Genomic DNA, 26162 nt, shown 5'->3' with positions numbered 1-26162 from the left:
GGTTGCCGCTTGGTGCGCCTGCCCGTCAAAACGGGGAGACGGTGCCTGAAGGGCGGATGAGGGTGCGTCTTGCTTGCTCGGTCGGGCTCCCTCCCCCTTGTGGGGAGGGTTGGGGAGGGGTTCTTCTTCTAAAAAATAAAGAACCCCTCCCCTCCGCTTCGATCCGACCCTCCCCACAAGGGGGAGGGTAAAACCAGAGCCTATTGCTGCATCATGTCCGTCCAGGCGTCCTGCATCTTCTGGTCAAGCTCGGCGCTCGGGATCGGATAGAGCTGGGTCTTCTTCAGATATTCCGCCTGATCGTTCCAGCGCAGTGCTGCCTTCTGCGCATCCGTCAGGTGTTCGCCGGCCTTCCTATTGGCAGGCATCGCCCAGTAGCACGACGAGGTCGCAAGCCGCGCCTGCCCTTCCGGGCTGACGATATACTGGACGAATTTCAGCGCCAGCTCCTGCTTCTTCGAGGCCTTCATGACGCCGATCGATTGGGCCCAGCGCACGGCACCCTGATCCGGCACGGTCCAGTCAAGATTGGGCTTTTCACCTGACAATGCCGCCGTGATCCACTCGCCGCCGCCGACAAGAATATCAACTTCGCCGGTCGCCAGCGCCGTCTGCGAGGAAACGACATCGCTCACCTGCTTGGAGGCATTCTTCATCTCCGACAGCTTTTCGGCAATGGCCGGCATGTCCGCGTCGGAAAGCTCGGCGGTCTTCTTGCCAAGGCCAAGGGCGACGAGGCCGATCATCGGCAGATAGTAGTCGTAGAGGGCGATCCGGCCCTTGTACTTGTCGGACCAGATGATCGACAGATCCTTCATATCGGCCGGATCGACTTTGGTCTTGTCGTAGGAAATCGTGTTGTAGCCGAACTTTTCGGTGACGGCATAAGTCTTGCCGTCCTTCATATTGTTGGCTTCCATCCGCACTTCCGGAAAGATATGGGCGGTCGGCAGCTTGTCGGCGGGAATTTCGGCGAGAAGATCAAGACCGACCGCACGCTGCACATCGACGCCGTCGATGACGAGCACATCCCAATCACCCGGCTGCGATTGCTCGAGGATCGACAGGGCGGCACCGGTGCCCTCGTAATCCTTCAAATTGACCTTGACGTCATTGGCCTTCTCGAACGGCTCGACCAGCGCCGGATCTGTGTGGTCACACCAGACCAGCGCGTTCAGTTCCTCGGTCGCAAAAGCCGGCGCTGGCGCGCTGACGGTAGAAACTGCGGCAAGCGAGATCGCCGCTGCGGAAGAGAAAAATCGACGCGCGAAAGCGCCATTCACGGAAATGATCATCGCGTTGCCCTCTGGTTTACAGCGCTCATTGCGGCGCCTTCACAAAAAGATTGAATGAGTTCAATTTTTAAGTCAATGTCATTTTTGAGGGCATTCAAAAAAAGGAAAAAGGCGGCATGACCGGGCTTCGTGCAAGACAGAAAGCCGACAGGAATCGGCGCATCCTGCAGGCAGCGACGGAGCTTTTCCGGGAAGTCGGTTATGACAGCGCCCGCATCGAAGATATTGCCGAGCGCGCGGAAGTCTCTGTTGGTACTTTCTACAATTACTACCAGAACAAGGGCGACATCCTAGTCGCTGCCGTGTCCATGGAAGTCGAGGAAGTGCTTGCCGCCGGTAAAGTGATCGTCGATAACCCGCCGGATACGGTCGGTGAGGCGCTGAAAGTGCTGATCGGTCAATATTATGACCATTCCCTCGTCTATCTCAGCAAGGAAATGTGGCGCACCGCGATGGCGATCTCGATCCAGCAGCCGGAAAGCCCGTTCAGCCGGCGCTATACCGAACTCGATGGCCGTCTCTGCGACCAGGTCTCGACCCTAATCGCCAAACTGCAGCTGCGCGGTGGCGTCATGCCGGGCATCGATGCGGTCGGTGCGGGGCAGATGTTCTTCAACAATCTCAACATGATGTTCATCGAATTCGTCAAGGACGAGGCGATGACGCTGGATACGCTGAAGGACATCGTCGGCCGGCAGAACCGGCCACTGGCAACGCTGGTCAGCGGCCCGAAATTACAATAACAAACAGGATGTTCAGGGATGGAACACACAACGAATGCGGTCTTCGCAGCCGCCAACAGCCTCGTCGACGCCTTTTCCAGACATGACCGCGAGCGATATTTCTCGGCCTTTTCGAAGGACGCGACCTTCATCTTCCACAATCTCGATCGCCCGTTGAGAAACCGCGAGGCTTACGAAGCGGAATGGGCGCTCTGGGAACGCGACGGCTTCAAGGTTCTGTCGTGCAACTCCAGCGATCGCAACATCCAAATGCTAGGCAGTGTGGCGATCTTCACCCATAGCGTCGAAACTCAGGCGGAATTCGGCGGAAAAACCATCACCAGTCAGGAACGCGAGACAATCGTTTTCGAAAGACAAGAGGATGGCACTTGGCTCGCCGTCCACGAGCATTTATCGCGGGCATCCTAAAAAACCAAAGCCCCTGCATCCAAAGGGATTAGGGGCTCGATGGAATATACGTCGTTTGTAAAGCTCAGATCGCGCCGCAGACCATCGCTGTAACAAACAGGAAGGCGGCGGCCAATGCGGTGGCCTGCACGGCGAGTGTCCAGGAAAAATGCGGTACCGGATAAGCTCCATAGCTCACCGGGCTCTTCTGCATGACTGGTTTCGAACCTTGCATTCTGTCCTCCACTTGAGTTGTTGCAGATATCCTGCCGCGGTTCCGGCAATGTCCTGTGCTTTTCTCCGATATTTTCTATCAAGTTTATAGATATTATTTTCTGCTTTTTGCACCCAACGGGAAAAAACCAACCTTCCGGACTATTCGCTATCGGGTGTAACGCCGCCGACCGTTCAATGTTCCCGCTCATGCTCTCTCTGCTGGACAAGCCGGGACCAGCGCTCGCTGAACCACGGCGTCACAAGCGAGACATCCGCCCGGCTATGCGGCTTGGTCAGCGCCCCATCCGCCTCAGTGGAGGTCCATACCTTGAAGGTCGTCAATTCATGCTTGCCGAATGTCTGGATCAGCGGAATATCGGCAGCATCGCGGCCTCGGGCGACGGCGATGCGGCCGATACGGGGAATGTTGTGACGGGCATCGAACGTGTACCAGCGGTCATCCAGAAACACTTCGAACCAGGCATTGAAATCCATCGGCGCCGGATTGTCGGTCACACCGATATCGCCCATGTAACCGTTGACGTAGCGCGCAGGCATATTCATGCAGCGGCAGAGCGTCACCGCAAGGTGGGCGTAGTCGCGGCAAACCCCTGCCCTTTCCTCATGCGCTTCCATCGCGGTGCGCAACGTCGCGGTATAACCATAACTGAAGGTCAGGCGTTGATGCACATAATCGCATATCGCCTGAACGCGGCCCCAGCCCGGCTCGATCTCGCCGAACAGGCGCCAGGCAAGCGCACCGAAACGGTCAGTTTCGCAGTAACGGCTGGCCGACAGGTAAGGCAGGCATTCCGGCGGCAGTTTTTCGACCGGCACGGCCTGAGCGCCGCGGTTCACGGGATCTGGCCGCCCGCTATCCTTGATCACGGCATCATAGGTGAGGCGCAAGCCGCCTGCAGGAACAACCATCCGCATGCAGACATTGCCGAAGGGGTCGGTGACCTCTCCCATTTTCACCACCGGATCAGAAATCGGCCCCCGCTCGCTGACGATATCGTGCCGTCTTGCACGATCCACGGACAGAAAGGTCATCATCGGGGTCGGCTGACTGCAACTGATGCCTATCTCGTAACCCAACCGAATGAACATGTGCTACCTCCACCACGCGGCAAGAACGGACATCCTGCGGATTTGTTCCTGTTTCATGTCGGTAAAAAATGACCGGACGAGCTCTGACACTGGGCACGTTGCCGTCAGACCTGACGCATACAAGAACAGTCAATTCGGCGGACGGATGCAGCGGCGAACGGTTGGACAGGTGGCCACGCCATGGTCCCGATCTCGCGCCCGAATTACGCGCGCTAGACCCGGATACTAGGCCAACTTGTACAATCCGGCAACATCGTTGCATGCGGCTGCACATCATATGCACCGCTCGCTGGGGCAGCCTGCGAAAGAAATAACAGCGCATCGGATGACTTCCGGCAACCCCTCTCTATATCTGCCTTCTCGTCGAGCCCGCCCGTCATAGCATTTGAGAGCGTATGGATAGTCAGTCGCCTTTGTTTCCCCTCGCCGGGGGAAAGATTCCCGCCAAACTCGCCGCCAGCGAAATGCTGAGCCGTTTCAATCGAACCGATTGGACGACGACGAACCTTGGTGCAGCGCAAGCCTGGCCCGCCGCGCTGAAAGCAGCCTGCCGGATGATGCTCGCGTCGCCTATCCCGATGGCGTTGCTAGCCGGGCGCGAGGGCATCATGCTCTACAATGACGCCTATATCGCCATCGCCGGGGGGCGGCACCCGGATTGTTTTGGCGCTTCGGTCCTGTCCGCCTGGCCGGAAGTTGCAGAGTTCAACGCCGACGTCATTGACCGCGTGTTTGGAGGGGAAAGCCTCTCCTATGAAGACCAGAATTTTACCTTTAACCGCAACGGCATCGCTGAAACCGTCTGGCTCGATCTCGACTACAGCCCCATCCTGGATGACGACGGCAGCGTCGTCGCCGTGCTCGCCCTTGTCGTCGAAACCACCAAGGGGGTGATGGCCGAACAAGAGCTTGCCCAAAGCCGCGAACAGCTTTCGCTGGCGCTCGGCAGTTCCGCCATCGTCGGCACCTGGGACTGGCATGTTCCGGAGGATCTGGTCTATTCCGACGAAAAGTTCGCGCGGCTCTACGGGGTCGATCCGCAGGTTGCCAGCCATGGCACGCCCATCGCGAATTTTGTCAGAACGATCCATCCAGACGATGTTCAATCGGTTGGTAGCGGCATGCAGAGCGCGATGGAAACGGGCAGCCGCTTTTCCAAGGAATACCGCCTTGTTCAAGAGGATGGCAGCATAAAATGGGTCCTTGCCGAAGGACAGCCTTTGATCGATCACAACGGGCAGTGCATCCGCTTCCCTGGTGTGTCCGTCGATATTACCGCGCAAAAGGAAGCCGTCGAAGCCCATGCCCGCTCGGAAATAGGGTTCCGCACCCTCGCCAACGCCATGCCGCAAATGGTTTGGTCGACCTTACCGGACGGATTCCACGACTATTACAATGCCCGGTGGTACGAATTCACCGGTGTTCCGGAGGGATCGACAGACGGCGAGGGTTGGAATGACATGTTCCACGAGGAGGATCGGGAACGCGCTTGGGCGGTATGGCGCCATTCGCTGCAGACAGGAGACGCCTATCAGGTTGAGTATCGCCTGCGCCATCATAGCGGCGTCTATCGGTGGGTGCTGGGACGCGCATTACCCATTCGCGATAATAACGGCGAAATCATCCGCTGGTACGGCACCTGCACCGACATCCACGATGCCAAGATGGTTCAGGCCGAGCGCGAGATCGTTGCCCATGAACTCAGCCACCGGATCAAGAATATATTCTCCGTGCTCAGCGGCATCATCAGTCTATCCGCCCGCTCGGCTCCCGAATCCCGAAACTTTGCCGATCTGCTGCGCAAGCGCATTGAAGCGATGGGACGCGCCCATGATTTCGTGCGCCCGCACAGCAGGACCTCGAGACCGGTCGATCTCGAAACCAGCATCTTCGGCCTCTCGCAGCGGCTGCTTGAACCCTATGGCCTGGAGGAGATGGACAATCGCATCGTCTTCGCCGGCGACGACACCGTCATTGGCGACAGCGCCGCGACGCCACTGGCGCTGCTACTGCACGAACTGGCGACGAATTCGGCCAAATATGGCGCGTTTTCGCACCCCAACGGCCGCCTGACCATTGCCGGTCATCACGATCAGGAAAACTACGTGCTGGAATGGAAGGAAAGCGGCAACCCGGCAATCGTCCACCAGCCAGAGCAGGAAGGGTTCGGGTCGCGGCTGATGAAGATCAGTGTCGAAGGCCAGCTCGGTGGGCAATTCCAGCGGAAGTGGGATGAGGACGGAGTCCGCGTGCGTGTATCGGTACCGCTGGCGTCGATCCGGCGCAGCAGCAAGCTGGCGGCGCGGCCGTAATGCCACGCTTTATGGGTAATTACTGAAAGACCCGCAAACGCGGCGGGACATCGGCAGCAAGCGAATTGCGCTTGGCGACGGCATAGCTGACGACCTGACGAAGCTCGTCTTCACCGACGGGTTTTGAAATCACACCGACTGTTCCCGGAACGCCATCAGCGAGCTGGGATGGATTGGCGGTCATGAACAGAACTGTGACGCCATGCTGTTCGGCCAGCGTGCGGCCGATTTCCGTCCCCGTCGGTCCATCACGAAGATTGAGGTCGACCAGGGCTATATCGGCGAAAGGCGCAAGATTGAACGCCGACGCCTTGTCAGCAGCGATACCAATCGGACTATGCCCAAGTTCGGCAACCAGATATTCGATTTCGGTCGCAACGAAGATTTCGTCTTCGACCACCAGGATTTTACAGCTCATTCCAACACTCTCATCCATCATGTGCGTTTTGCGGAGTAGGGAATATCATCTGCTTTGCCCCTGGTCCGCGCGGCTTGTCCGGCGGGCCGGACAGTCGAAGAAATATGGGACATTTTCGTCAACCAACCAGCCCCATGATCGTTCGTGAAGGACAAATAGTACTGAACGCGCGGCGTCTGCCGAAGTTAGGAATATCAACCCTTCGAAGCCAGCCAACGCCCCCCTGCCCCGATTGTTCCAGTCCATATGCATAATATCTGCAATATCCACAGTTTACCTGCCTAACGGGGGCGGCAGATTTGGCCGGATCGCCGGGGAAACCGTTTTAGCGGTGCTCTAAAAAACCAGTATCGCCCGCAAATCGTTGACATTGGTGCCCGTCGGACCCGGCACGAACAAATCGCCGCTGGCATGGAACGCGCTCCAGGCATCGTGGCGGGCGAGATGATCGCGGGGATCAGCGCCGGCCGCCCGCATGCGGCTTGCGGTGGAACCATCGGCAAAGGCACCGGCATTGTCCTCTGACCCATCGATGCCGTCAGTATCGGCTGCCAGCGCGTGAATGCCCTCGACACCATCGATATCCAGCGAGAACGAGAGCAGGAACTCACTGTTGCGGCCTCCCTTGCCATAGGTATCGCCCGAAATCGTCACCGTCGTCTCACCGCCAGAGAGAATGACGACGGGCTTCGAGAAGGGACGATTGCGTAGCGCGGTTTCCCGGGCGATCGCCGCGTGCATCCGGCCGATATCGCGGGCTTCCCCTTCGATCGCATCCGACAGGATAACCGCCTCGACCCCCAGTGTCCGCGCTTTTGCTGCCGCAACCTCAAGCGAGACGCTGGCCGATGCAATGATGTGGTGCTGCTGGCTTGCGAACGCAGGATGATCCGGCTTTGGCGCGGCCGAATGCTCCGATGCAAGGTGGCGCATGACGGCCTCGGGCAATGTCATTCCATATCGGCTGGCGATCGCAAGAGCATCCGCAGGCGTGGAGAGATCGGGAATAGTCGGACCGGAGGCAACGAAGGCCGGATTGTCGCCAGGGACATCGGAGACGATCAGGCTGACGACACGTGCCGGTGCGGCAGTGAAACCCAACCGGCCACCCTTGATGCGCGAGACATGCTTGCGCACTACGTTCATCGCAGAAATCGGCGCACCGGAGGAAAGCAGCGCTTTGTTGACGGCGATTTCATCCATGAGCGTTAGCCCTTGCGGGGGCGCCGGCAAGAGGGAAGACCCGCCACCGGATATCAACGCCACCACCAGATCGTCCGGCGTCAACCCTTCGACCAGCCGCAGCAACTCTGCCGATCCCGCGAGCCCGGCCTCGTCCGGCACCGGATGCGCCGACTGCAGAACGCGGATCCGCTCGCACGCCGCTATCGGGCCATGCCGCGCCACCACGGCACCTTCCAAAGGCCCATCCCACAGGCTTTCGAACGCCGCCGCCATCTGGCTTGCCGCCTTGCCCGCGCCGACGACGATCGTCCGGCCTTTGGGCCTCTCCGGCAGATGAGCACGGATCGCCGCCAATGGATCGGCAGCTTTTACAGCGGCGTCAAACAGGCTCGTCAGAAAGGCGCGCGGTTCAGCTATCATTAAAAATCAGCCCGAAATCTCGAAATCATAGACGAAGACCCCGTCGATGCCGCCTTCGGTCGCTGCAACGATCCGGCCACCGGCCTTTTCATGCGCGGGGTGAATGAGATAGGCATCGCGCGCCGCCACATCGGCGAAATCGATGATGAAGCTACTGTTGTAGCCCTTGCCAAGACCCTCCGGGCTGACATTGGCACCGGCGGTGAAGGTAAGATAACCGGGAACCAGCCCCTGCAGCGCGGCGATATCTGCCAGGATGGATTGGCGCTCGGTATCGGCGACGGTTGACTGGAAGCGGATGAAAACACAATGGCGGATCATGGCAGGTTCCTATCGGATATCGGCGCGCGCCCGCGGCCGCTGGTCGTTGCGCTCATGGCTGAAGATGGTGGCCGGCAAGGGTTGCCGCTCGCGGATAATGTCCGAGCCCTTTTCACCCATCATGATCGTCGGTCCATTGGTATTGCAAGAGGGAACACGCGGCATGACGGAACTGTCGCAGACGCGCAGGCCCTGCATTCCGTGCACCCTCAGATCAAGCCCGACGACGGCATCAGCGCCGGTGCCCATCTTGCAGGTCCCGACCGGATGATGATCGGTCTTGGCATTGGCGCAACCATACTCGAACAGTTCGGCATCGGTCATCACCTTCGGCCCCGGCAAACGCTCGGCCATGATATAGGGTTTTAGCGCCGCTTGGCTTAAGATTTCGCGGGCGATCTTCAAGCCTTCCAGCGACATCTTGCGATCATGCGGATCGCTCCAGTAATTCGGATCGATCAAGGGTGCCGCCGCAGGATCAGCAGACAAGAGCCGGACAGTGCCGCGCGAGCGCGGATGCAGGTAAGCGGAATTCAGCGTTACCCCGGCGTTCTTTAGCTTCTCCACACCGGCCTCAATGCCGGAGCCCAAACCAAGATGGAACTGGATATCGGGCGAACGCGCATTCGGATCGGCATACCAAAAGCCGCCGGTCTCAAACAGCGATGAGGCGACCGGGCCGGAGCGGAACAGCACATATTGCAGCCCCGCCCAAAGGGTGCGGTGAAGCTTTGCCACACCGTCATAGGTATGGTCGCCGGTGCATTCGGAAATGACGAACAGATCGAGATGGTCCTGAAGATTGCTACCGACACCGGGCAGGTCATGTTTCACCGCAACGCCGACGGAGCGCAGATGGTCGGCCGGGCCGATGCCCGATTGCTGCAGCAGTTTCGGCGAACCGATGGCACCCGAGGAGACTAGAACCTCGCGCTCGGCCCGGATGATTTCCAGTCCCTTTGCGGTCGCGACTTCGACGCCGACGGCGCGCGTTCCTTCGAGCACGATCCGCGTCACCCGCGCGCCAAGCCGCACCGTCAGGTTTTTGCGATCCCGGATCGGATTGAGATAGGCAAGCGACGCCGACGAGCGGCGGCGGTTGCGCTGGGTCAGCTGATAAAAGCCGACGCCCGCTTGCTGCTTACCGTTGAAATCGTGATTGTAGGGAATGCCAAGCTCTTGGCCCGCGCGGATATAGGCATCGCAGATCGGCAGCCCCGACACCGGCATCGAAACACCGAGCGGCCCACCATAGGAATGATAATCGTCGGCGAAACGCTGGTTGTCTTCCGAGCGTTTGAAATAGGGCAGCACATTGCGGTAATCCCAGCCGGTGCAGCCGTCTTCGCTGGCCCAGAGATCGTAATCCGCCGCATTGCCACGCGTGTAAAGCTGCGCATTGATCGACGAACCGCCGCCAATCACCTTGGCCTGCGTATAACGCAGCACCCGGTTCTTCATGTGCTTCTGCGGAACGGTCTCCCAGCCCCAGCTGGCGACGCCCTTGGTCATCTTGGCAAAACCGGCCGGCATATGGAACAGCGGATTCCAGTCGCTGCCACCAGCCTCGAGCAGCAGCACCTTGACATCGGCGTCTTCGGTCAGGCGATTGGCAAGCACGCAACCGGCCGGTCCGGCACCTGTGATGATATAATCGTAGGTCATGTCGTCGTCCTTAAAAATCTATCTTCACCCTCCCCTTGAGGGGGAGGGTCGGAGCAACGCTCCGGGGTGGGGTGACCTGTAGCGGTCCCATTGGATCACCCCCACCCGCGCGTTCCGCGCGACCTCCCCCTCAAGGGGGAGGTAAAATTCACAACCGCCCGATCGACAGCCCACCATCGGCATTGATCACTGTGCCGGTGGCAAAACCGAAACTGCCGTTTGCCAATGCCGCGACCATGCGGCCGATATCGTCCGCCTCGCCCCAGCGTTTCATCGGCACCAGCCCGCCGTCGATCAACGCATCGTATTTGGCAGAAACGCCTGCCGTCATGTCGGAGCGGATAATACCGGGCCGCACTTCAAACACCGAGATACCGGTATCCGCGAGCCGTAGCGCCAGCCCTTGCGAAAAGGCGGCGAGCCCGGCCTTGCTCATGCAGTAGTCCAGCCGCTCTGGCGAACTCATCGTCGCCGAAACAGAGGTGATATTGATCACCGAACGAGGCCCGCTGGCACCACCTGCCAGCATGGACTTCACCACTGCCTGCGTGAAAAACACCGTGCCACGCAGATTGGTACCGATGATCGTGTCGAAATTTTCCGGTGTCAGATCGAGGAAATCGCCGCGCACCACCGATGCCATGCCCGCATTGTTGACGAGGCAATCAACCCTGCCGAACTCAGCCAGAACCACATCGACCGTTGCCTGATGGCCGGAAAGGTCGGAAAGATCCGCTTTCAGGAAGATTGCCTTGGCGCCGAGCGCCGCCAGATTTTCCAGCACGCCCGAGACCTGATCGGCATCGCCGATACCGGTGATGGCAATATCGAAACCGTCTTTTGCCAGCGCCCGGGCAATGCCCAGCCCGATGCCGCGGCGGCCGCCGGTGACGATGGCAACGGGGCGCTTGGGATCGCTCATGCCGCCAGATCCTTCGACACGATATGATCGGCAACACGCAGAGCCTGCGCCGCGACCGTCAGAGCCGGATTGACCGCAGCCGAAGTGGGCAGGCAGCTGGCATCGACGACGAAGAGGTTCTGGTGATCGAATGAACGGCAGTAGATATCAAGCGGCGCCGAAGCCGGATCGTTGCCCATGCGCACTGTGCCGCACTGATGCGACGGGGTGCGTTTATCAAAGGGCCGCGACAGCACGATCGGGAAACCTGCGCCCCTGAGCGCCTGCTTCAACTTCTTCACAAGCATCAGATGCGCGTCCCAGTTTGTCCGCACCCATTGCAGCACGATGCGCTCGCCATCGACCATGATCCGGCTTTCCGGATGCGGAATGTCTTCGCTCATCGCATAGAAATCGATCGCATGCGCCGACACTTGGTTGAGCAGCCATTCCGGCATGGAGGGAATGTTCGCCTTCAGGATCGGCCCGGAGATCCGGCCGAGAAGCTGGACATTGCCGAGCGGCGGCCCGCCCTCGCCGTCCGAAAGGTAATAGTCGTTGAAGCCGAAGGTCTTCTGGTAGATCGAGGTGTTCTTGAAGAATGGCGAGATTGCCAGGACGGCGCTCGAATTGTGGTTCATGAAATTGCGGCCGACCTGGTCCGAGCTGTTGGCCAGCCCCTTCGGGTGCAGGGCATTGGCGGAGCGCAGGAGCAGGACGGACGACTGGACGGCACCGGCAGACAGGATGACGAGTTTCGGCGATATCGTCTGCTCGGTACCATCCTTGATATAGCGCACCGTTTCGATGCGCTTGCCGTCCACGGCCGTTTCAAGCCGCGTCACCCGCGATCCGGTCTGAAGCCGCACGTTTGAGTGCTGCAACGCCACCGTCAGCGCCGCCGTCTCGGCATCCATCTTGCCGTCGAAACTGTTGGGATGCGCATCCCAAGGGGTCTTTGCTTTCGCCAGCCACTTGTCGATATCGATGCCCAACGGCAGCGAATAGGGATGCAGGCCATTGCGCTTCAGCTTGCCGCGCACCGACGAGATCGGAGCCTCGTCCGGCACCGGCGGAAAAGCGTAGTCTTGCGAATGTGCAGGCTCGGTCGGGTCCTGCCCGAGAACGCCGCGCACCTGATAAAGCTGTTCGGCACGGCTGTACCACGGCTCAAGCTCTTCATAGGCAAATGGCCAGGCTGGCGAGACACCTTCCAGATGCGCCATCTCGGCAAAATCCTCGCGGCGATAACGCACCAGCACCGCGCCGAAGAATTTCGAATTGCCCCCGACATTGTAGTAGTTGCCGGGATTGAAGCCCTTGCCGTCCGTTTCGTACCAGAGTTCCTTCGGCCGGAAATGACCGCGCTGGAAGATCGCCCGCTGGTCGCGATTTTCCAGCCGGTCCTCGATATGGCCGCCGGCCTCGAGAATGAGGATATCCGCGCCGGATCCGGCAAGCGCGGAAGCGATCGTCGCTCCGCCGATGCCGGAGCCGATGATGACGATATCGGGCTGCTTTACCATGACGAGGATCAGCCGATGCGCTGCTGGCTTTGCGGATCGAAGAACACCGCCTTGTCCAGATTAAACGCAAGCCGGGCGGTCTGGCCGGGCGCGATGCGAGCGTCGGCACGCAGGCGAGCCACCACTTCCTTGCCGCCAAGCTTGGTGACCGCAAATGTATCGGAACCAGCCGGTTCAACGACGTCGATCAGGCAATCGCCTTCAAACAGGGATTTCGCATTGCGATCAGCACCATCCGGATCGGTCAGAGCTTCCGGACGGATGCCGAAAATTACCTGCTTGCCGGAATAGGCGGCAAGACCACCGATCTGCGGCACCGGCACGCGCAGCGGTTGGGCTTCTGGCCGCAGCAGCGAAACATGCAGATCGTTGCCGCCGCCTTCGATCGTCGCGGTCAGAAGGTTCATCGCCGGCGAGCCCATGAAATCCGCCACGAACAGGTTCTTCGGATTGTTGTAGATCTCGGCGGGGGTGCCAAACTGCTGCACTTCGCCATCGCGCATGACGGCGATCTTGGTGGCGAGCGTCATCGCCTCGATCTGATCATGGGTAACGTAGACGATGGATGTGCCGGTTGCCTGGTGCAACCGCTTGATCTCGATGCGCATATCGACGCGCAGCTTGGCATCGAGGTTGGACAGCGGTTCGTCGAACAGGAACAGCTTTGGATCGCGCACCAGGGCGCGGCCCATGGCGACGCGCTGGCGCTGGCCGCCGGAAAGCTGGCTTGGCTTGCGGTCGAGCAGATGAGTGATCTGCAGCACCTTGGCGACCTTGTCGATCGCCTGTTTGCGTTCCTCAACCGGCACGCCGCGCATCTCCATGCCAAAGGAAATGTTCCCGGCAACGGTCATGTTGGGATAGAGCGCATAGGATTGGAACACCATGGCGATATCGCGCTTGGACGGATGCAGGTCGTCTATCGCCCGTCCATCGACGCGGATCGAACCTTCGGTGATCGATTCAAGCCCGGCAATGGTGTTGAGCAGCGTGGACTTGCCGCAGCCCGAGGGGCCGACCAGAACCAGGAAGCCGCCCTTCTCCAGTTCAAGGTCGATGCCCTTGAGGATTTCCAGAGAGCCGAAACGCTTTTTCAGACCGGATATTTCGAGGAAAGCCATGGGTATTATCCTTTGACGGCGCCCGCCATCAGTCCGCGTACGAAATAGCGGCCGGCGAGAATGTAAACCAGAAGCGTGGGCATGGCGGCGATCATCGCGGCTGCCATGTTGACGTTGTATTCGACCACCCCGGTGGAGGTGTTGACGACGTTGTTCAAAGCCACCGTCATCGGCATGGATTCACCGGTTCCGGCATAGGCCGAGGCAAACAGGAAGTCGTTCCAGATATTGGTGAACTGGTAGATCACGGTGACGACGATGATTGGCAGCGAATTCGGCAGCATGATCCGCCGGAAAATCTGGAAAAAGCCGGCACCATCGACCTGTGCGGCCTTCACCAGTTCGGTCGGGAAAGCCTCGTAAAAATTGCGGAAGAACAGTGTCGTGAAGCCGAGACCATAGATGACGTGGACCAGCACCAGATTGACCGTCGGATTGCCGAACCCGAAGCGGAAACCGGTCGCGTTTTGCAACGTGATGCCGAAGCGCCCGAGGCTGCCGAGAATGGTCGCCATCGGCAGAAGCACGGACTGGAAGGGAATGAAGCAGGCAAACAGCATCATACCGAAGACCAGCGTATGGCCGCGAAACCGCCATTTGGTCAGAACGTAACCGTTCAACGCACCAAGGATGGTCGAGATCAGGACAGCCGGAATGACCATCTTCAGCGAATTCCAGAAATAACCTTTGATGCCCGCACAGGTGAGACCGACGCAGGTCTCGCCCCAAGCTTTTACCCATGGTTCGAAGGTCGGAGCGCGCGGCAGGGCGAGCATGTTGCCGTTCTGGATCTCGTCCATCGTCTTGAAGGATGTGACCAGCATGACGAACAGCGGCATGAGGTAAACGATGGCGAAGAAGGCCAGCAGTCCATAGATGACGATGCGGTTGAACATCCGTGCGCCATTGCTGCGGCGTGCCGCCGTACCCGAGGAGACGATCGCGCTCATCGTGATTTCTCCCGCAGTTCGGAATAGAGATAGGGAACGATGATTGCCGAGATCGTCATCAGCATGATGATGGCGCTGGCCGAGCCAACGGCCATTTCGTTGCGCTTGAACGTGTATTCGTACATGAAATTGGACGGCAGCCAGGCAGAACCTCCGGGGCCGCCGGATGTCAGCGCCACGACAAGGTCATAAGACTTGATCGCCATATGGGCGAGCACGATGAAGGCGGAGAGGAAGACCGGACGCAGCAGCGGAATGATGATGCGGCGATAGAGCTGCACCGTCGTCGCGCCATCGATCTGGGCTGCCTTCATGATCTCGCCGTCGATACCGCGCAGACCGGCCAGGAACATCGCCATGACGAAGCCGGAAGCCTGCCAGACACCGGCGATGACCACCGTGTAGATGACGAAATCCTTGTTCTTGATCCAGTCGAAGTGAAAGCTGGTCCAGCCCCATTGATGCAGGGTCTGCTCGAGGCCGAGCCCCGGATCGAGGAACCATTTCCAGGCGACGCCGGTGACGATGAAGGACAGCGCCATCGGATAGAGATAGATCGGCCGCAGCAGGCCCTCGCCGCGGATCTTCTGATCAAGCAGGATGGCCAGAAACAGGCCGAGGCCGAGGCAGATGCCGATATAGAGAAAACCGAAAATGCCCATATTGGTGATCGACGTGTACCAGCTTGATGGCGGGTCGCTCTCGAAGGTCCAGCGCCACAGCCTTTGATAGGCGCGCGCACCGGTGATCGCATACGAGGGAAACGTCTTGGAATTGGTAAAGGACAGATAGCCCGTCCAGATGATGAAGCCGTAGACGAAGACCAGCGTGATGACGAAGCTTGGCGCCAGCACGATCTTCGGCAGCGCATCCTGCAGTCGCGAGCGCACGGAGGTCCGCGTCGAGCGCTCCGGCGTCAGGCTGATTTCGGGGGTAGTCACAGTACTCATGGAAATCGTCCCCTCCCAGGGCCGTCATCGGCGTTCGTATCGGAGCCCTCCCCCGCCTTGCCGGGAGAGGTCCTGTTCAGTTGGAGATCAACGTGCGTCGTCGATCGCCTTGACGAGTTCCGTCACGGCTTCGTCGGAGGTCTTGATCTGGCCGTGCACGAACTTGGACACGACGTCCTTGTAGGCATTGGCAATCGCCGGAGGTGCACCGTAACCCTGGGCCAGCGAACCGAACAGCGTGCCGCCGTCGTTGGCTGCCTTCAGGTCGGCGATGCCTTTCTTGCCGCAAGCGTCGAAATCCGTATCCGGAACGTCTGTCCGTGCCGGAACCGAACCCTTGACGACGTTGAACGCCGACTGGAAACTCTTCGACAGCGTTGCAGTCGCAAGTGCGACCTGGGCGGCCTTCTGGTCGTCCGGAACGTTGAACATGCCGAACATATCGGAGTTATAGATCACGCTGCCGTCGGTGCCGGGGAAGCGGTAGCACAGGAAGTCCGTATCCGGGACTTTCTTGGCGGCAACGAATTCACCCTTTGCCCAGTCGCCCATGACCTGCACGAGCGCATCGCCCTTGATGACCATGGCGGTTGCCAGGTTCCAGTCGCGGCCCGAGAAGTTCGGATCGACATATTTGATGATCGTTGCGAGGTTATCGAACGACTTCTTCATCGTGTCGGACTTCAGCGATTCTTCGTCGAGATCGTTGAAGGCCTTCTTGTAGAACTCAGCGCCGCCCGTGGAGAGCACGATCGAGTCGAACATCGTGGCTTCCTGCCAGTTCTGGCCACCCAGTGCGAGCGGGATCACACCGGCAGCCTTGGCCTTGTCGAGCAGGGCAACCAGGTCTTCGAACGTCTTTGGCTCGGTACCGCCGATCTTGTCCATCACCGACTTGTTGATCCACAACCAGTTGACCGAGTGGACGTTGACCGGAGCGGCAACCCACTTGCCGTCATAGACGGAGAACTTCTGCAGCGCTGCCGGAACCGACTTGTCCCAGCCTTCCTTGACAGCAGTTGCGGTGAGGTCGCCCATCACGCCGGCAGCCGCATAGTCGAGAACGGTATAGCCGAGCATCTGCGACGCTGTCGGATAGGTGCCGGCGGCAACCATCGCCTTCAGCGCGGTCATGGCAGCATCGCCGCCACCGCCGGCGACCGGCACGTCCTTCCAGGCAAAGCCTTCCTTGGAAAGATCGCCCTTAAGAACGTTCAGAGCAGCAGCTTCGCCGCCCGACGTCCACCAATGAAGCATCTGAACTTCCTTGACATCCTCGGCTTGGGCAGCAAGCCCGCAGCCCGCCACCATCAAAGCTGCCATTGCCGTCATCGTCATAAACTTGCGCATCGTAATCCTCCCGGTTGCAAGTCATCTTGGCGGAATCTCCTCCCGCCGTTGAGTGCCGTCCCGCTCTCAAAAACGGGGTAGCAATATATCTGCGGCACACGCCGCCGGTTAATTTAAAACGTTATAAATTTCCTCAAGTCAAGCGGGCGTATCCGATTTGGGTGTTCGAAAGAGAACACATTGAATTTGCTATTTTATAAGCATAATTTTCATGCTGCATCGCAGCAATAATCAGAAGTCAAACTGAATTTATAACGTTTGCATAGCGCGCATTGCGCATCGGTTTGTCCCGCGTTACAAAGCGGTTTGTGCACGCGTAAAGAAAGACTATCATTGGCAGACGCTCCCAAATCCTTGACGCCGGACCAAACGGCTGCCCGGCATGTCCGGCCGACCCTGCGCACCATCGCCGATCTCACCGGATTTGCGGTCACTACCGTATCGCGCGCGCTTAGCAACGCCCCGCAGATTTCGGCCGAAACCCGGCGCCGGGTGCATGAGGTAGCAGCCGAGATCGGCTACCTGCCCGACCGGGCGGCACAACGCCTGAAGACCGGCCGCACCAATGTCATCAGCGTGCTTCTCGATCCGCACGAGGAAATCCTCGGCTACGGCACTTCGCTGATGCTGGGGCTTGCCAAGGCGCTGACCGACACGCCCTATCACATCATCGTCACGCCGAATTTCATGAACGACAGCAATCTCGATGCCGTGCGCCACATTGTCCGCAACAGCATGGCCGACGGGCTGATCTTCTCGCGCACCGAACCGTTCGATCCGCGCGTGCGCTTCCTGATCGAGAACGACTTTCCGTTCGTCTGTCACGGGAGAACGGAGCTCTCCACCCCGCACCCATATGTCGACTACGACAACTTTTCCTTCGCCTACGAGGCGACCAAACGGCTGATCGTGCGCGGCCGCCATAAGCCGATGATCATCTTGCCGCCCAAGCGCATGACCTTTTCCCAGCACCTGCTGCACGGCTTCATGACCGCTGTTCGCGAGGCCGGCGTCGCCTACGAAATCCCCGACGAGATCCATCTCGACAGTCCCATCGACCATATTCGCGACTTCATCAGCCGGCGCGCGGGCGAGCCCGACGCTCCGGATGGCTTCACCTGCGGCGGCGAGGTCTCGGCGCTGGCAACCATTACCGGCATGAGCGACCACGGCCTGACGCTCGGCGTCGAATATGACATCGTCGCCAAGCAGACTTCGAAACTGCTGGTCAACATTCAGCCCAAAGTCGAGACGATCTACGAGGACCTGACCGATACCGGAGAGCAGATGGGCCACGTACTTTTGGCGCGGATCGCAGGTAAGGAAACGACCAATATGCAGGTTCTGCTGAAACCAGCGGTCAATTTTCCGGCGGTGTGAGGCGGCACGACGCGTTTTCGACGCAGATGCAGGTTCTGTTTGCACCAAGCGCTTACCCCGACCTCCGTCATCCCTGTGCTTGTCACAGGGATTCAGCGCGCCCAAGTCCTTGGGCGCAAGAGGCGGCCTACCGATAGAGAAGTCATTCACGGCGCGGACGCGCCGTGGCTGGATCCCCGCCACAAGGGCGAGGATGACGGAAGAAGGATTGGCGCCCTTCTTCAAACCATTCAAATTCAATCTCATCACGCCCTCCTTCCCTAAATCGCCTCGGTTCAAGCCGCCTTACGAACGCGGCATCCACCAGCCGGTGCGGCCGCCGATATGCATGTTAAGCGTCTTGGTCTCGGTATAATCCTCGACCGCATGGCGGCCGAGTTCGCGGCCGAGGCCGGACTGACGGTAGCCGCCGAACGGCAGTTCCGACGCGCTGTCCATGAAGGTGTTCATCCAGACCGTTCCGGCCCGCACCTTGCGGCCAACGGTCAGGCAGGTATCGAAATCGCGGCTCCAGACGCCGGCCGACAGGCCGTAATCGATGGAGTTGGCAATTCGGATCGCCTCGTCAGTGGTCTCGAAGGTCAATACGGACAGGACCGGCCCAAAAACCTCTTCGCGTGCCACGGCCATGTCGGGCGTGACAGCAGACAGAATGGTCGGCGACATGAACTGGCCGGAGCCGAGATCGAGTGCCGCGCCGCCATGCGAGACCGTCGCACCATTGCCGGACGCGGCCGAGACGTAGCCGACAATCTTTTCCAGATGCTGCGGCGTGATGATCGCGCCGACCTGGGTTTCCGGATCGAGCGGATCGCCTACCTTGACCTTGGCCGACATCGCGGCAATGCGGGCAATCACGTCCTGCGCGATATCCTTATGGACGATCAGCCGCGAACCGGCATTGCAGCATTCTCCGGCATTGAAATAGGCGCCGAACACCGCCGCATCGATGAAATCATCGAGATTGGCATCCGGGAAGACGATCTGCGGGTTCTTGCCGCCGAGCTCCAGCGACACTTTCTTCAGCGTCTGCGCCGCATTGGTCATGGTCAGCTTACCGATACCGGTCGAGCCGGTGAAGGAGACCATGTCGACATCCGGATGCGAGGTCATGATCGCGCCGACATCCGGGCCGGTGCCGGTGATGATGTTGACGACGCCCACCGGCACACCGGCCGCTTCGAGGATTTCGCCTAGAACCAGCGTCGATCCGGAGGTGAGTTCCGACGGCTTGACCACCGTCGTGCAACCGGCAGCGAGCGCGAACGGCAGCTTCTGGCTGACGATCAGGAACGGGAAATTCCAGGGCGTGATGATCGAGACGACACCGATTGCTTCGCGCAGCACGACGCCGAGCGTGCCATCGCCAAGCGTATTGTAGCTTTCGCCGTGCAGGTCGCGGGCAAGGGCCGCAGCATAGCGCCAGATATCGGCGGCACCGCCAAGTTCGCCCTTGGCCTGGCTGATCGGCTTACCACTCTCGATGCAGTCGAGATAGGCCAGTTCATCGGCACGCGCCGCGATCATGTCGGCGGCCCGGAGCATCACAAGCGAACGCTCCGACGCCGTCATCCGCGGCCAGGGGCCATCGTCAAACGCCTTGCGTGCAGCGGCGATCGCCCGTTCGGCATCGGCTTTCGTCGCGGCCTGATAGCGGCTGACGGTAACGCCATGGCCGGGAGCCACGCGCTCTAGCGTCCTGCCCTCGGCTGCATTTCCCCATTTGCCGTCGATCAGCATCTGGAATTCGCGCACCTTTGTGTCAGTCAAAGCCTTGGGCTTCACCAAAACCGTCATTACCATTCTCCCTTGAATTCCGCGGGGCGTTTGCCGGTAAAAGCCGCAACACCCTCTTTCATGTCGCCAGTCTTGGCGGCCAGGATCGAGCCCAGCGCCTCCACGGCGGTCCCATTGTCTTCGCCGTTGGCAGACGCAATCATCAGCTTGCAGATTTCCAGCGCCGCCGGGCCGCGCTTGGCGATGCGGCCCGCATAATCCTTCGCTGCGTCCAGCACCGTTCCGGTCGCCACCACTGCATCGACCAACCCAAACGTGCGTGCCTCTTCGGCAGAAAACATCTCGCCGCCCAGCACCATGCGCCGCACGATCTGTGCACCAAACCGCCTGACCAGACGCTGGGTACCAGACCAGCCCGGCACCATGCCAAGGCTTGTTTCCGGCAGGCCGATCTTCACCTGGGTTTCGGCGATGCGGATATCCACTGCTGCCGCCAGTTCCAGCCCGCCGCCGAGCGTGTGGCCGTTGATCGCGGCAATCACCGGCATGCGCAGGGTTGCCAGCCGCTCGAACACCCGGTGTCCGAAGCGCACCCATTGATGGCCAAACTCGTTTGGGGCCATCGCCCCCCAAGCCTTGATATCGCCACCGGCGGAAAAGGCCTTGCCCTCGCCGGTTAGAATAACAACGCGCACACTGGCATCGGCCTCGAGCGTATCGCAGGCCGCCGAAAGCGCCTTGAGCATGTCGATATCGAAAGCATTCAGCTTGTCCGGCCGCGCAACCGTGAGCGTGGCAATCGCGCCGTCGATATCGATCTTGATCCGTTCATCAGCCATGTGCCACCGCTCCCAGCGTACGGATCGGCTTTTGCGGCAGCGTCAGGCCGATCGGCGTTTCATGGAACAGCGCCGCATCCATGACCTTCAACTTATCGGAAACGATCAGAGGGAATTCCGACTGGTCGAGAATATGCGTCTGCAGATCGACACCCGGCGCGATCTCGGTCAGCATGATGCCATCAGGCGTCAGCTTCATTACGCAGCGCTCGGTGACATAGGTAATGTCCTGCCCCTGTTCGACCGCCCGGCGGCCGGAGAAGGTGACGTGCTCGACCTCGTTGACCAGTTTCTTCAGCTTGCCCTCTTTCTCGATCACCAGCTTGCTATCGGCCATCGAAAGTTTCGCCCCGGCATTGAACATGCCGGAAAAGACGATCTTCTTTGCCCGCGCGGTGATATCGACGAACCCACCCGCTCCCGCGGTCACATGCGGCCGGAAGGAAAGCTTCGAGACGTTGACCGAGCCGGACTTGTCGATCTCGAGGAAGGACAGAAGCGAGGCATCGAAACCGGCGCCCTGGAAATAGGTGAACTGATAGGGCGACGGCATGAAGGCGTCGGCATTCGAGGCGCAACCGAAGGCGAAATCGAGCAGCGGAACGCCGCCGACAGCGCCCTGCTCGATCACCCAGGTGACCGAGCCGTGCAGGCCTTCTTCAAGCAGGATACGCGGCACATTGGCCGAGATACCGAAGCCGAGATTGACGCAAGAGCCGCCCTGAAGCTCCTGTGCGACGCGCCGGGCAATGACCTTTTGGATATTGAATTCGGGCACGCGAAAGCTCTCGAGCGGCCGGAATATTTCGCCTGATATCGCCGGATCGTAGTCCGTCAGCGTAGTCTGCTTCTGGTCGGGGTCGACCACAACATAATCGACCAGCATGCCGGGCACGCGCACATCATGCGGCTTCATCGAACCCGACTTGGTGATGCGCTTGACCTGAGCAATGACGATGCCGCCATTGTTTCGGGCAGCCAGTGCCTGATCGAGACCACCAAGAGTGGCGCCCTCGTGCTCATAGGTCAGGTTGCCGCGCTCGTCGGCGGTCGTCGCCCGGATGATCGCCACCTGCGGTACGATCGCCTTGAAATAGAGCCATTCCTCGCCCTCAAACTCCAACTTCTTGACGACCGGTTCGGCTGCGGCCGACGCGTTCATGGCGCAGCCTTGCCGGGCGGGATCGACGAATGTATCGAGGCCGATCTTGGTCAGTACGCCCGGACGCTTGGCGGCGGCTTCGCGGTGCATGTCGAACAGCACGCCAGACGGGATGTTGTAGGCGGCGACCTCGTTACTGCCGATCATCTGCCAGATCAGCGGCGGCTCGGATGTCGATGGGCCGGACGGGTAGGACCCGCCGATGATCTTTTTCAACAGCCCCTTCTTGGCGATGTAATCCACGCCCTTGATGCCGCTCATGTCGCCGGCGGCAATCGGATGCAGCGTCGTCAGGTGACGCGGATGGCCGGAGGCATCAAAACGCTCGCCGATCGCCTTCAGCATCAAATCCGGGCAGCCAAGTCCGCTCGACGACGACACGGAAACGATCGCGCCATCGGGGATCAGGGCGGCAGCCTCGGCCGGGGTGATATGCTTGCTCATGGAAATGCTCTCAAAGTCCGGTTTCAATCTTGACCGTGTCGCCGGTCTGCGCTGATTTCATCACCGCAAGCCCCGTGGCCAGCGACCAGATCCCGTCCTCGCCGCCGCAGAGCGGCTTGCCCTTGCCGGCGATCGCGTCGTCGAAGGCGATCAGCGTGTTTTCGTAGAGATTGCGGTGGTCGAGCGGCAACTCCGTTTCGCCATCGGCGTTGCGCAGGGTCACGGTACCAATCGCTTTCTGGGTCATGCAGTTGCGGGCGATCAACGATCCCTCCGAGCCGTGGACTTCAAAGCCGGTAACGGCATATTTGGTGGTAAAGCCATCATGGAACTGGGCAATCAAACCAGACTTGAAGCGCAGCACGCCCATCGCCGCATCCTCAAGCCCGGCCTTCGCCATGCCGCCATATTGACCAAGCGCCACCGCTTCGACCGGATCGTCGCCGAGCACGAAGCGCAGGGTATCGGTGTCGTGCACGGTGATATCGAGAATGACGCCGCCGCCCGCCTCCGGCCTGTCGAGGCGCCAGCCCTGCAGATGCGGCGGCAGATAACCGGCATGGCAGACGCGAGCCGCGAGCGGCTGGCCGATCCGGCCTGCGGCAATTGCATCGCGCATTGCCCGGTGGGACGCTGCGCCGCGCAGATGATGGTTGGTTGCCATGACAACGCCCGCGTCCCGGGCAGCCTTGACCATGATGCGCGCATCTTCCAGCGACATCGCCAACGGCTTCTCGCAGAGAATATGCTTGCCGGCCTTCGCCGCCGCGATCACCTGGTCGCGGTGCAATTCATTGGTGGTCGAGATATAGACAGCCTGAACGTCGGGATCGCCGACAAGCTCGGCAATACTGGTCACCGATTTGGCAATGCCATGATCGTTGGCATATTTGGCGCCGCGCTCGGCGCTGGTGCTCATCACCGAAACGATCTCGCCGCCGACAGCGCGGATCGCGTCGATCACCCATTCATGGGCAATCGTGCTTGCCCCGATCAAACCCCAACGTGTCATAACAAGGATAGCCTTTCGCGCTTATCGATGGCGGCGCCACAGCTTTGGCGCACGACCAGCCGCACCGAACTAACGATCGCTTCGGCGTCCGCCCGTCCGGCATTGATCTGTTTCAAAAGAAGCTGTGCTGCCCGGCGGCCCATGCCCTGCGGATCGACGGAAATCGTCGTCAGCGCCGGCACCGCCGTCTGCGCCTCGATCACATCGTCGAAACCGATTACGGCAAAATCCTCACCCGGATCGAGACGATGGGCGCGCAAGCCGTCGCAGACACCAAAGGCGACCGCATCGTTGAAGCAGACGGCGGCCGTCGGCCGCTCGCGCAACATGAGCGCCCGCTCGATGGCGGCAACGCCCCCTGCCCGGGATGGCGCCGAACTGATAACAAGCTCGTCATGCACGGCCAGGTCCATATCCGACAGCGCGTCGCGATAGCCCTGCATTCGCTCGTTGAACACGGCCGTATCGGGAAAACCGCCGAGAAAGGCAATGCGGTGATGGCCAAGCCCGGCCAGATGGCGGACCGCATCGCGCATGCCGGCATGATTATCGGATACCAGCGAAGAAACTTTTGCGCCGGCAACCTGCCGTACGACATTGACGACCGGGATGCCGCTTGCCACCAGCGGCTTCAGATCGGCCGCATCCGTACCGCGCGCCGGCGACAGGATCAGGCCGGAAATGCCGTGCTCGCGCATCGAGGCGATGACCTCGCGCTGGCGATCGACGCTTTCGGCGGTATTGGCGAGGAACTGCACGTAGCCGGCCGATTGCACGACCATATCGACGCCGACGGCAAGCTCGGCAAAGAAGCTGTTGGTCAGGTCGTTGACGACAATGCCGATAATTTTCGACTTGGAATTGGACTGGCGCAAGTTGGCCGCACCGCGATTATAGACATAGCCGAGATCGCGGATGACGGCGTTGACCTTGGCACGGGTGACCTCGTTGACGAGCGGACTTGCCTGCAGCACGAGCGACACGGTCGACTTCGACACGCCGGCGGCATGCGCAATATCGATGACCGTCACCCGTTCTTTACCCACATTTTCCTCCCGGCGAGGTCTTCGTGCCTCAGCGCTGCCTGCAAAATAATTGGAACGTTCCAATTTTGTCAAGCGGGTTTCGTAAAATATGCCGTGCCGAACTCATCGTGATCGGAAACCAAAGCACAGGGACAAAATCAAGAAAGTATAATATATTGATATTGAACGATATTTATCTGAATCGACATTAGAGAGAGATAGACGACGGGGCCTGATCCGTGCGTTAATGCCCTCTCCCAACGGCGCCGCAGTGAAACTTATCCACCAAATTATCTCTTGAAATTTGGAACGATCTAAATTATTCGGCTTGCAATACCCAAGGAGGAGCCCGCATGTCCGCCACCCTGTCGCTGCCGCGCACCGATGGTTCGCTTGAGATTTACCGCTTGACGGGGACGCCGATCGCGCGGCCGAAAACGGCCCCGGTCTTCAACCGTATCGCCTATGCGGCTGCCCACGTCGTCTCCGATCCCTTGCGCGATCTCGACCCATGGGGCTGCCCCGCGATCGACTGGGAACGGACGATGGCGTTCCGCCATCATCTCTGGGCGTTGGGCTTCAAAATCGCCGAGGCAATGGACACGTCGCAGCGGGGCATGGGGCTGGATTGGGTGGGAGCACAGGAACTGATCCGCCGGTCGCTGACTGAAGCCCGCAGCGTGCCGGGCGCCGATCTGGCCTGTGGCGCCGGCACCGATCATCTTTCACCCGCCGATACCCGCTCGCTCGACGACGTCATCCGGGCCTATGAAACCCAGGTCGGTTTCGTCGAACAGCAAGGCGGCCGGTCGATCATGATGGCAAGCCGGGCGCTCGCCCGCATCGCCGCATCGCCGGATGATTACCGCAAAGTCTATGGCCGCATCCTGTCACAGACCAAGGACAAGGTCGTGCTGCACTGGCTCGGCGACATGTTCGATCCGCAGTTGAAAGGCTATTGGGGTTCGGAGAATTTCGACACGGCACTCGAAACCGTCCTGTCGATCATCGAGGAGAACAAGGCGAAGGTCGAAGGCATCAAGATCTCGCTGCTCGACAATGCCTGCGAAGTCGCGCTGCGCAACCGCCTGCCGGACGATGTGCTGTGCTTCACCGGCGACGATTTCAATTATGCCGAACTGATCGAAGGCGACGGGCAGAAATACAGCCATGCCCTGCTCGGTATCTTCGACGCCGTCGCACCCTCCGCCTCAAAGGCGCTGGCCTCGCTGGCATCAAATGATGTCGCAACATTCCGCGCAGTGATCGAGCCGACCGTGCCCTTGTCACGAAAGATCTTCGAAACGCCGACGCAATATTACAAGGCGGGCGTCGTGTTCCTTGCCTGGCTGAACGGCCATCAACGGCATTTCACCATGCCGGCCGGCATGCAGTCGGCGCGCGGCGTGCTGCACTATGCCGATATCTTCCGCCTCGCCGACCACGCCAATGTTCTGGATATGCCGGATATGGCAGTAGAGCGGATGAAGGCGTTTCTGGTGACGCAGGGGATTTGAGGGGTACAAATCCCCTTGAGTTTGCGGGAGCGAACAACAAACTCCCTCTTCTCCCCAGCGGGGAGAAGTGCCGAGCTATGCGAGGCGATGAGGGGGCCGTTCGGCACATTCTGAGTTTGTGGCTCCCCCTCATCCGGCCCTTTGGGCCACCTTCTCCCCGCTGGGGAGAAGAGAGA

At 60.0% G+C, this 26162-nt stretch carries 23 protein-coding genes; 5 read left to right on the top strand and 18 right to left on the bottom strand.

From position 1 onward, the window contains the following. Positions 1–200 precede the first annotated feature (200 nt). Positions 201–1295, bottom strand: a complete 1095-nt coding sequence (locus ACP7E0_RS18080) for a polyamine ABC transporter substrate-binding protein (protein WP_426126541.1) — start codon at positions 1293–1295, stop codon at positions 201–203. Between the two features lie 116 nt (positions 1296–1411). Between ACP7E0_RS18080 and ACP7E0_RS18075 the strand changes: the two genes are divergently transcribed. Together ACP7E0_RS18075 and ACP7E0_RS18070 are read left to right on the top strand one after the other, a co-directional pair. Continuing rightward, positions 1412–2038 (top strand): TetR/AcrR family transcriptional regulator, encoded by a 627-nt coding sequence (locus ACP7E0_RS18075; RefSeq protein WP_426126539.1) that lies wholly within the window; start codon positions 1412–1414, stop codon positions 2036–2038. An 18-nt stretch (positions 2039–2056) separates the two neighbouring features. Next, positions 2057–2446 (top strand): YybH family protein, encoded by a 390-nt coding sequence (locus tag ACP7E0_RS18070; RefSeq protein ID WP_426126537.1) that lies wholly within the window; start codon positions 2057–2059, stop codon positions 2444–2446. 64 nt (positions 2447–2510) lie between these two features. Here the strand turns inward: ACP7E0_RS18070 and ACP7E0_RS18065 are convergent, their stop codons facing one another. Together ACP7E0_RS18065 and ACP7E0_RS18060 are read right to left on the bottom strand one after the other, a co-directional pair. Continuing rightward, positions 2511–2660, bottom strand: a complete 150-nt coding sequence (locus ACP7E0_RS18065; RefSeq protein ID WP_426126535.1) for a hypothetical protein — start codon at positions 2658–2660, stop codon at positions 2511–2513. 173 nt (positions 2661–2833) lie between these two features. Further along, positions 2834–3751, bottom strand: coding sequence for a transglutaminase-like domain-containing protein (locus tag ACP7E0_RS18060; RefSeq protein ID WP_426126533.1), 918 nt, complete (start codon positions 3749–3751; stop codon positions 2834–2836). 395 nt (positions 3752–4146) lie between these two features. Here ACP7E0_RS18060 and ACP7E0_RS18055 point away from each other — a divergent pair, with 395 nt between their 5' ends. Then, complete coding sequence (locus ACP7E0_RS18055) at positions 4147–6063, top strand: sensor histidine kinase (RefSeq protein WP_426126531.1); 1917 nt, start codon at positions 4147–4149, stop codon at positions 6061–6063. Between the two features lie 19 nt (positions 6064–6082). Here ACP7E0_RS18055 and ACP7E0_RS18050 read toward each other — a convergent pair whose 3' ends face one another. The 10 genes from ACP7E0_RS18050 to ACP7E0_RS18005 all read right to left on the bottom strand — a co-directional run bounded on the left by ACP7E0_RS18050 (position 6083) and on the right by ACP7E0_RS18005 (position 16870). Continuing rightward, complete coding sequence (locus ACP7E0_RS18050; protein WP_426126529.1) at positions 6083–6481, bottom strand: response regulator; 399 nt, start codon at positions 6479–6481, stop codon at positions 6083–6085. 336 nt (positions 6482–6817) lie between these two features. Further along, entirely contained in the window at positions 6818–8086 is a 1269-nt protein-coding gene (locus tag ACP7E0_RS18045) for a glycerate kinase type-2 family protein (protein ID WP_426126527.1), read from the bottom strand. Positions 8087–8092: 6 nt separating this feature from the next. After that, positions 8093–8407: a Dabb family protein gene (locus ACP7E0_RS18040; RefSeq protein WP_426126525.1), complete on the bottom strand. Its 315-nt coding sequence runs from the start codon at positions 8405–8407 to the stop codon at positions 8093–8095. 9 nt (positions 8408–8416) lie between these two features. Further along, complete coding sequence (locus ACP7E0_RS18035; RefSeq protein ID WP_426126524.1) at positions 8417–10072, bottom strand: GMC family oxidoreductase; 1656 nt, start codon at positions 10070–10072, stop codon at positions 8417–8419. 148 nt (positions 10073–10220) lie between these two features. Beyond that, positions 10221–10994, bottom strand: coding sequence for a 3-ketoacyl-ACP reductase (locus ACP7E0_RS18030; protein WP_426126523.1), 774 nt, complete (start codon positions 10992–10994; stop codon positions 10221–10223). Further along, the gene (locus ACP7E0_RS18025) at positions 10991–12499 is read right to left on the bottom strand and encodes a GMC oxidoreductase (RefSeq protein WP_426126521.1); all 1509 of its coding nucleotides are present in this window, start codon (positions 12497–12499) and stop codon (positions 10991–10993) included. The genes ACP7E0_RS18030 and ACP7E0_RS18025 overlap by 4 nt, the downstream gene beginning before the upstream one ends. 8 nt (positions 12500–12507) lie before the next feature. Further along, complete coding sequence (locus ACP7E0_RS18020; RefSeq protein WP_426126519.1) at positions 12508–13620, bottom strand: ABC transporter ATP-binding protein; 1113 nt, start codon at positions 13618–13620, stop codon at positions 12508–12510. Positions 13621–13625: 5 nt separating this feature from the next. Next, positions 13626–14570, bottom strand: a complete 945-nt coding sequence (locus ACP7E0_RS18015; protein WP_426126518.1) for a carbohydrate ABC transporter permease — start codon at positions 14568–14570, stop codon at positions 13626–13628. After that, entirely contained in the window at positions 14567–15520 is a 954-nt protein-coding gene (locus ACP7E0_RS18010; RefSeq protein WP_426126516.1) for a carbohydrate ABC transporter permease, read from the bottom strand. Before ACP7E0_RS18010 ends, ACP7E0_RS18015 begins: the two co-directional genes overlap by 4 nt. Positions 15521–15607: 87 nt before the next feature. Further along, positions 15608–16870 carry an ABC transporter substrate-binding protein gene (locus ACP7E0_RS18005; RefSeq protein ID WP_426126514.1) on the bottom strand — a complete coding sequence of 421 codons (1263 nt, stop codon included), beginning with the start codon at positions 16868–16870 and terminating at the stop codon, positions 15608–15610. A 333-nt stretch (positions 16871–17203) separates the two neighbouring features. Here ACP7E0_RS18005 and ACP7E0_RS18000 point away from each other — a divergent pair, with 333 nt between their 5' ends. Further along, positions 17204–18250 (top strand): LacI family transcriptional regulator, encoded by a 1047-nt coding sequence (locus ACP7E0_RS18000; protein ID WP_426126512.1) that lies wholly within the window; start codon positions 17204–17206, stop codon positions 18248–18250. Between the two features lie 285 nt (positions 18251–18535). On the opposite strand, the gene ACP7E0_RS17995 is transcribed toward ACP7E0_RS18000, so the two are convergent. The 5 genes from ACP7E0_RS17995 to ACP7E0_RS17975 are packed head-to-tail and all read right to left on the bottom strand — an operon-like array spanning position 18536 to position 24490. Continuing rightward, positions 18536–20047, bottom strand: coding sequence for an aldehyde dehydrogenase family protein (locus ACP7E0_RS17995; RefSeq protein ID WP_426126511.1), 1512 nt, complete (start codon positions 20045–20047; stop codon positions 18536–18538). Continuing rightward, positions 20047–20826, bottom strand: a complete 780-nt coding sequence (locus ACP7E0_RS17990; protein WP_426126510.1) for an enoyl-CoA hydratase/isomerase family protein — start codon at positions 20824–20826, stop codon at positions 20047–20049. Before ACP7E0_RS17990 ends, ACP7E0_RS17995 begins: the two co-directional genes overlap by 1 nt. Next, positions 20819–22432 (bottom strand): acyl CoA:acetate/3-ketoacid CoA transferase, encoded by a 1614-nt coding sequence (locus ACP7E0_RS17985; protein WP_426126508.1) that lies wholly within the window; start codon positions 22430–22432, stop codon positions 20819–20821. Before ACP7E0_RS17985 ends, ACP7E0_RS17990 begins: the two co-directional genes overlap by 8 nt. A gap of 10 nt (positions 22433–22442) precedes the next feature. Beyond that, complete coding sequence (locus tag ACP7E0_RS17980) at positions 22443–23444, bottom strand: Gfo/Idh/MocA family protein (protein ID WP_426126506.1); 1002 nt, start codon at positions 23442–23444, stop codon at positions 22443–22445. Continuing rightward, complete coding sequence (locus ACP7E0_RS17975) at positions 23441–24490, bottom strand: LacI family DNA-binding transcriptional regulator (RefSeq protein ID WP_426126505.1); 1050 nt, start codon at positions 24488–24490, stop codon at positions 23441–23443. Before ACP7E0_RS17975 ends, ACP7E0_RS17980 begins: the two co-directional genes overlap by 4 nt. Positions 24491–24822: 332 nt before the next feature. On the opposite strand from ACP7E0_RS17975, the gene ACP7E0_RS17970 reads away from it, so the two are divergent. Beyond that, positions 24823–25986 (top strand): dihydrodipicolinate synthase family protein, encoded by a 1164-nt coding sequence (locus ACP7E0_RS17970; protein ID WP_426126504.1) that lies wholly within the window; start codon positions 24823–24825, stop codon positions 25984–25986. Positions 25987–26162 lie beyond the last annotated feature (176 nt).

The sequence above is a fragment of the Pararhizobium sp. PWRC1-1 genome, assembly GCF_049897905.1.
Taxonomy (GTDB): Bacteria; Pseudomonadota; Alphaproteobacteria; order Rhizobiales; family Rhizobiaceae; genus Pararhizobium.
The sequence above is the reverse complement of the archived record's forward strand: the minus strand, read 5'-3'. Positions and strand labels throughout refer to the sequence as shown.

Excerpts from the sequence above, each read along its gene's own strand:
- ACP7E0_RS18080 (WP_426126541.1), bottom strand. The coding sequence starts at position 1,295 with ATGATCATTTCCGTGAATGGCGCTTTCGCGCGTCGATTTTTCTCTTCC.
- ACP7E0_RS18075 (WP_426126539.1), top strand. The coding sequence starts at position 1,412 with ATGACCGGGCTTCGTGCAAGACAGAAAGCCGACAGGAATCGGCGCATC.
- ACP7E0_RS18070 (WP_426126537.1), top strand. The coding sequence starts at position 2,057 with ATGGAACACACAACGAATGCGGTCTTCGCAGCCGCCAACAGCCTCGTC.
- ACP7E0_RS18065 (WP_426126535.1), bottom strand. The coding sequence starts at position 2,660 with ATGCAAGGTTCGAAACCAGTCATGCAGAAGAGCCCGGTGAGCTATGGA.
- ACP7E0_RS18060 (WP_426126533.1), bottom strand. The coding sequence starts at position 3,751 with ATGTTCATTCGGTTGGGTTACGAGATAGGCATCAGTTGCAGTCAGCCG.
- ACP7E0_RS18055 (WP_426126531.1), top strand. The coding sequence starts at position 4,147 with ATGGATAGTCAGTCGCCTTTGTTTCCCCTCGCCGGGGGAAAGATTCCC.
- ACP7E0_RS18050 (WP_426126529.1), bottom strand. The coding sequence starts at position 6,481 with ATGAGCTGTAAAATCCTGGTGGTCGAAGACGAAATCTTCGTTGCGACC.
- ACP7E0_RS18045 (WP_426126527.1), bottom strand. The coding sequence starts at position 8,086 with ATGATAGCTGAACCGCGCGCCTTTCTGACGAGCCTGTTTGACGCCGCT.
- ACP7E0_RS18040 (WP_426126525.1), bottom strand. The coding sequence starts at position 8,407 with ATGATCCGCCATTGTGTTTTCATCCGCTTCCAGTCAACCGTCGCCGAT.
- ACP7E0_RS18035 (WP_426126524.1), bottom strand. The coding sequence starts at position 10,072 with ATGACCTACGATTATATCATCACAGGTGCCGGACCGGCCGGTTGCGTG.
- ACP7E0_RS18030 (WP_426126523.1), bottom strand. The coding sequence starts at position 10,994 with ATGAGCGATCCCAAGCGCCCCGTTGCCATCGTCACCGGCGGCCGCCGC.
- ACP7E0_RS18025 (WP_426126521.1), bottom strand. The coding sequence starts at position 12,499 with ATGGTAAAGCAGCCCGATATCGTCATCATCGGCTCCGGCATCGGCGGA.
- ACP7E0_RS18020 (WP_426126519.1), bottom strand. The coding sequence starts at position 13,620 with ATGGCTTTCCTCGAAATATCCGGTCTGAAAAAGCGTTTCGGCTCTCTG.
- ACP7E0_RS18015 (WP_426126518.1), bottom strand. The coding sequence starts at position 14,570 with ATGAGCGCGATCGTCTCCTCGGGTACGGCGGCACGCCGCAGCAATGGC.
- ACP7E0_RS18010 (WP_426126516.1), bottom strand. The coding sequence starts at position 15,520 with ATGAGTACTGTGACTACCCCCGAAATCAGCCTGACGCCGGAGCGCTCG.
- ACP7E0_RS18005 (WP_426126514.1), bottom strand. The coding sequence starts at position 16,870 with ATGCGCAAGTTTATGACGATGACGGCAATGGCAGCTTTGATGGTGGCG.
- ACP7E0_RS17995 (WP_426126511.1), bottom strand. The coding sequence starts at position 20,047 with ATGACGGTTTTGGTGAAGCCCAAGGCTTTGACTGACACAAAGGTGCGC.
- ACP7E0_RS17990 (WP_426126510.1), bottom strand. The coding sequence starts at position 20,826 with ATGGCTGATGAACGGATCAAGATCGATATCGACGGCGCGATTGCCACG.
- ACP7E0_RS17985 (WP_426126508.1), bottom strand. The coding sequence starts at position 22,432 with ATGAGCAAGCATATCACCCCGGCCGAGGCTGCCGCCCTGATCCCCGAT.
- ACP7E0_RS17980 (WP_426126506.1), bottom strand. The coding sequence starts at position 23,444 with ATGACACGTTGGGGTTTGATCGGGGCAAGCACGATTGCCCATGAATGG.
- ACP7E0_RS17970 (WP_426126504.1), top strand. The coding sequence starts at position 24,823 with ATGTCCGCCACCCTGTCGCTGCCGCGCACCGATGGTTCGCTTGAGATT.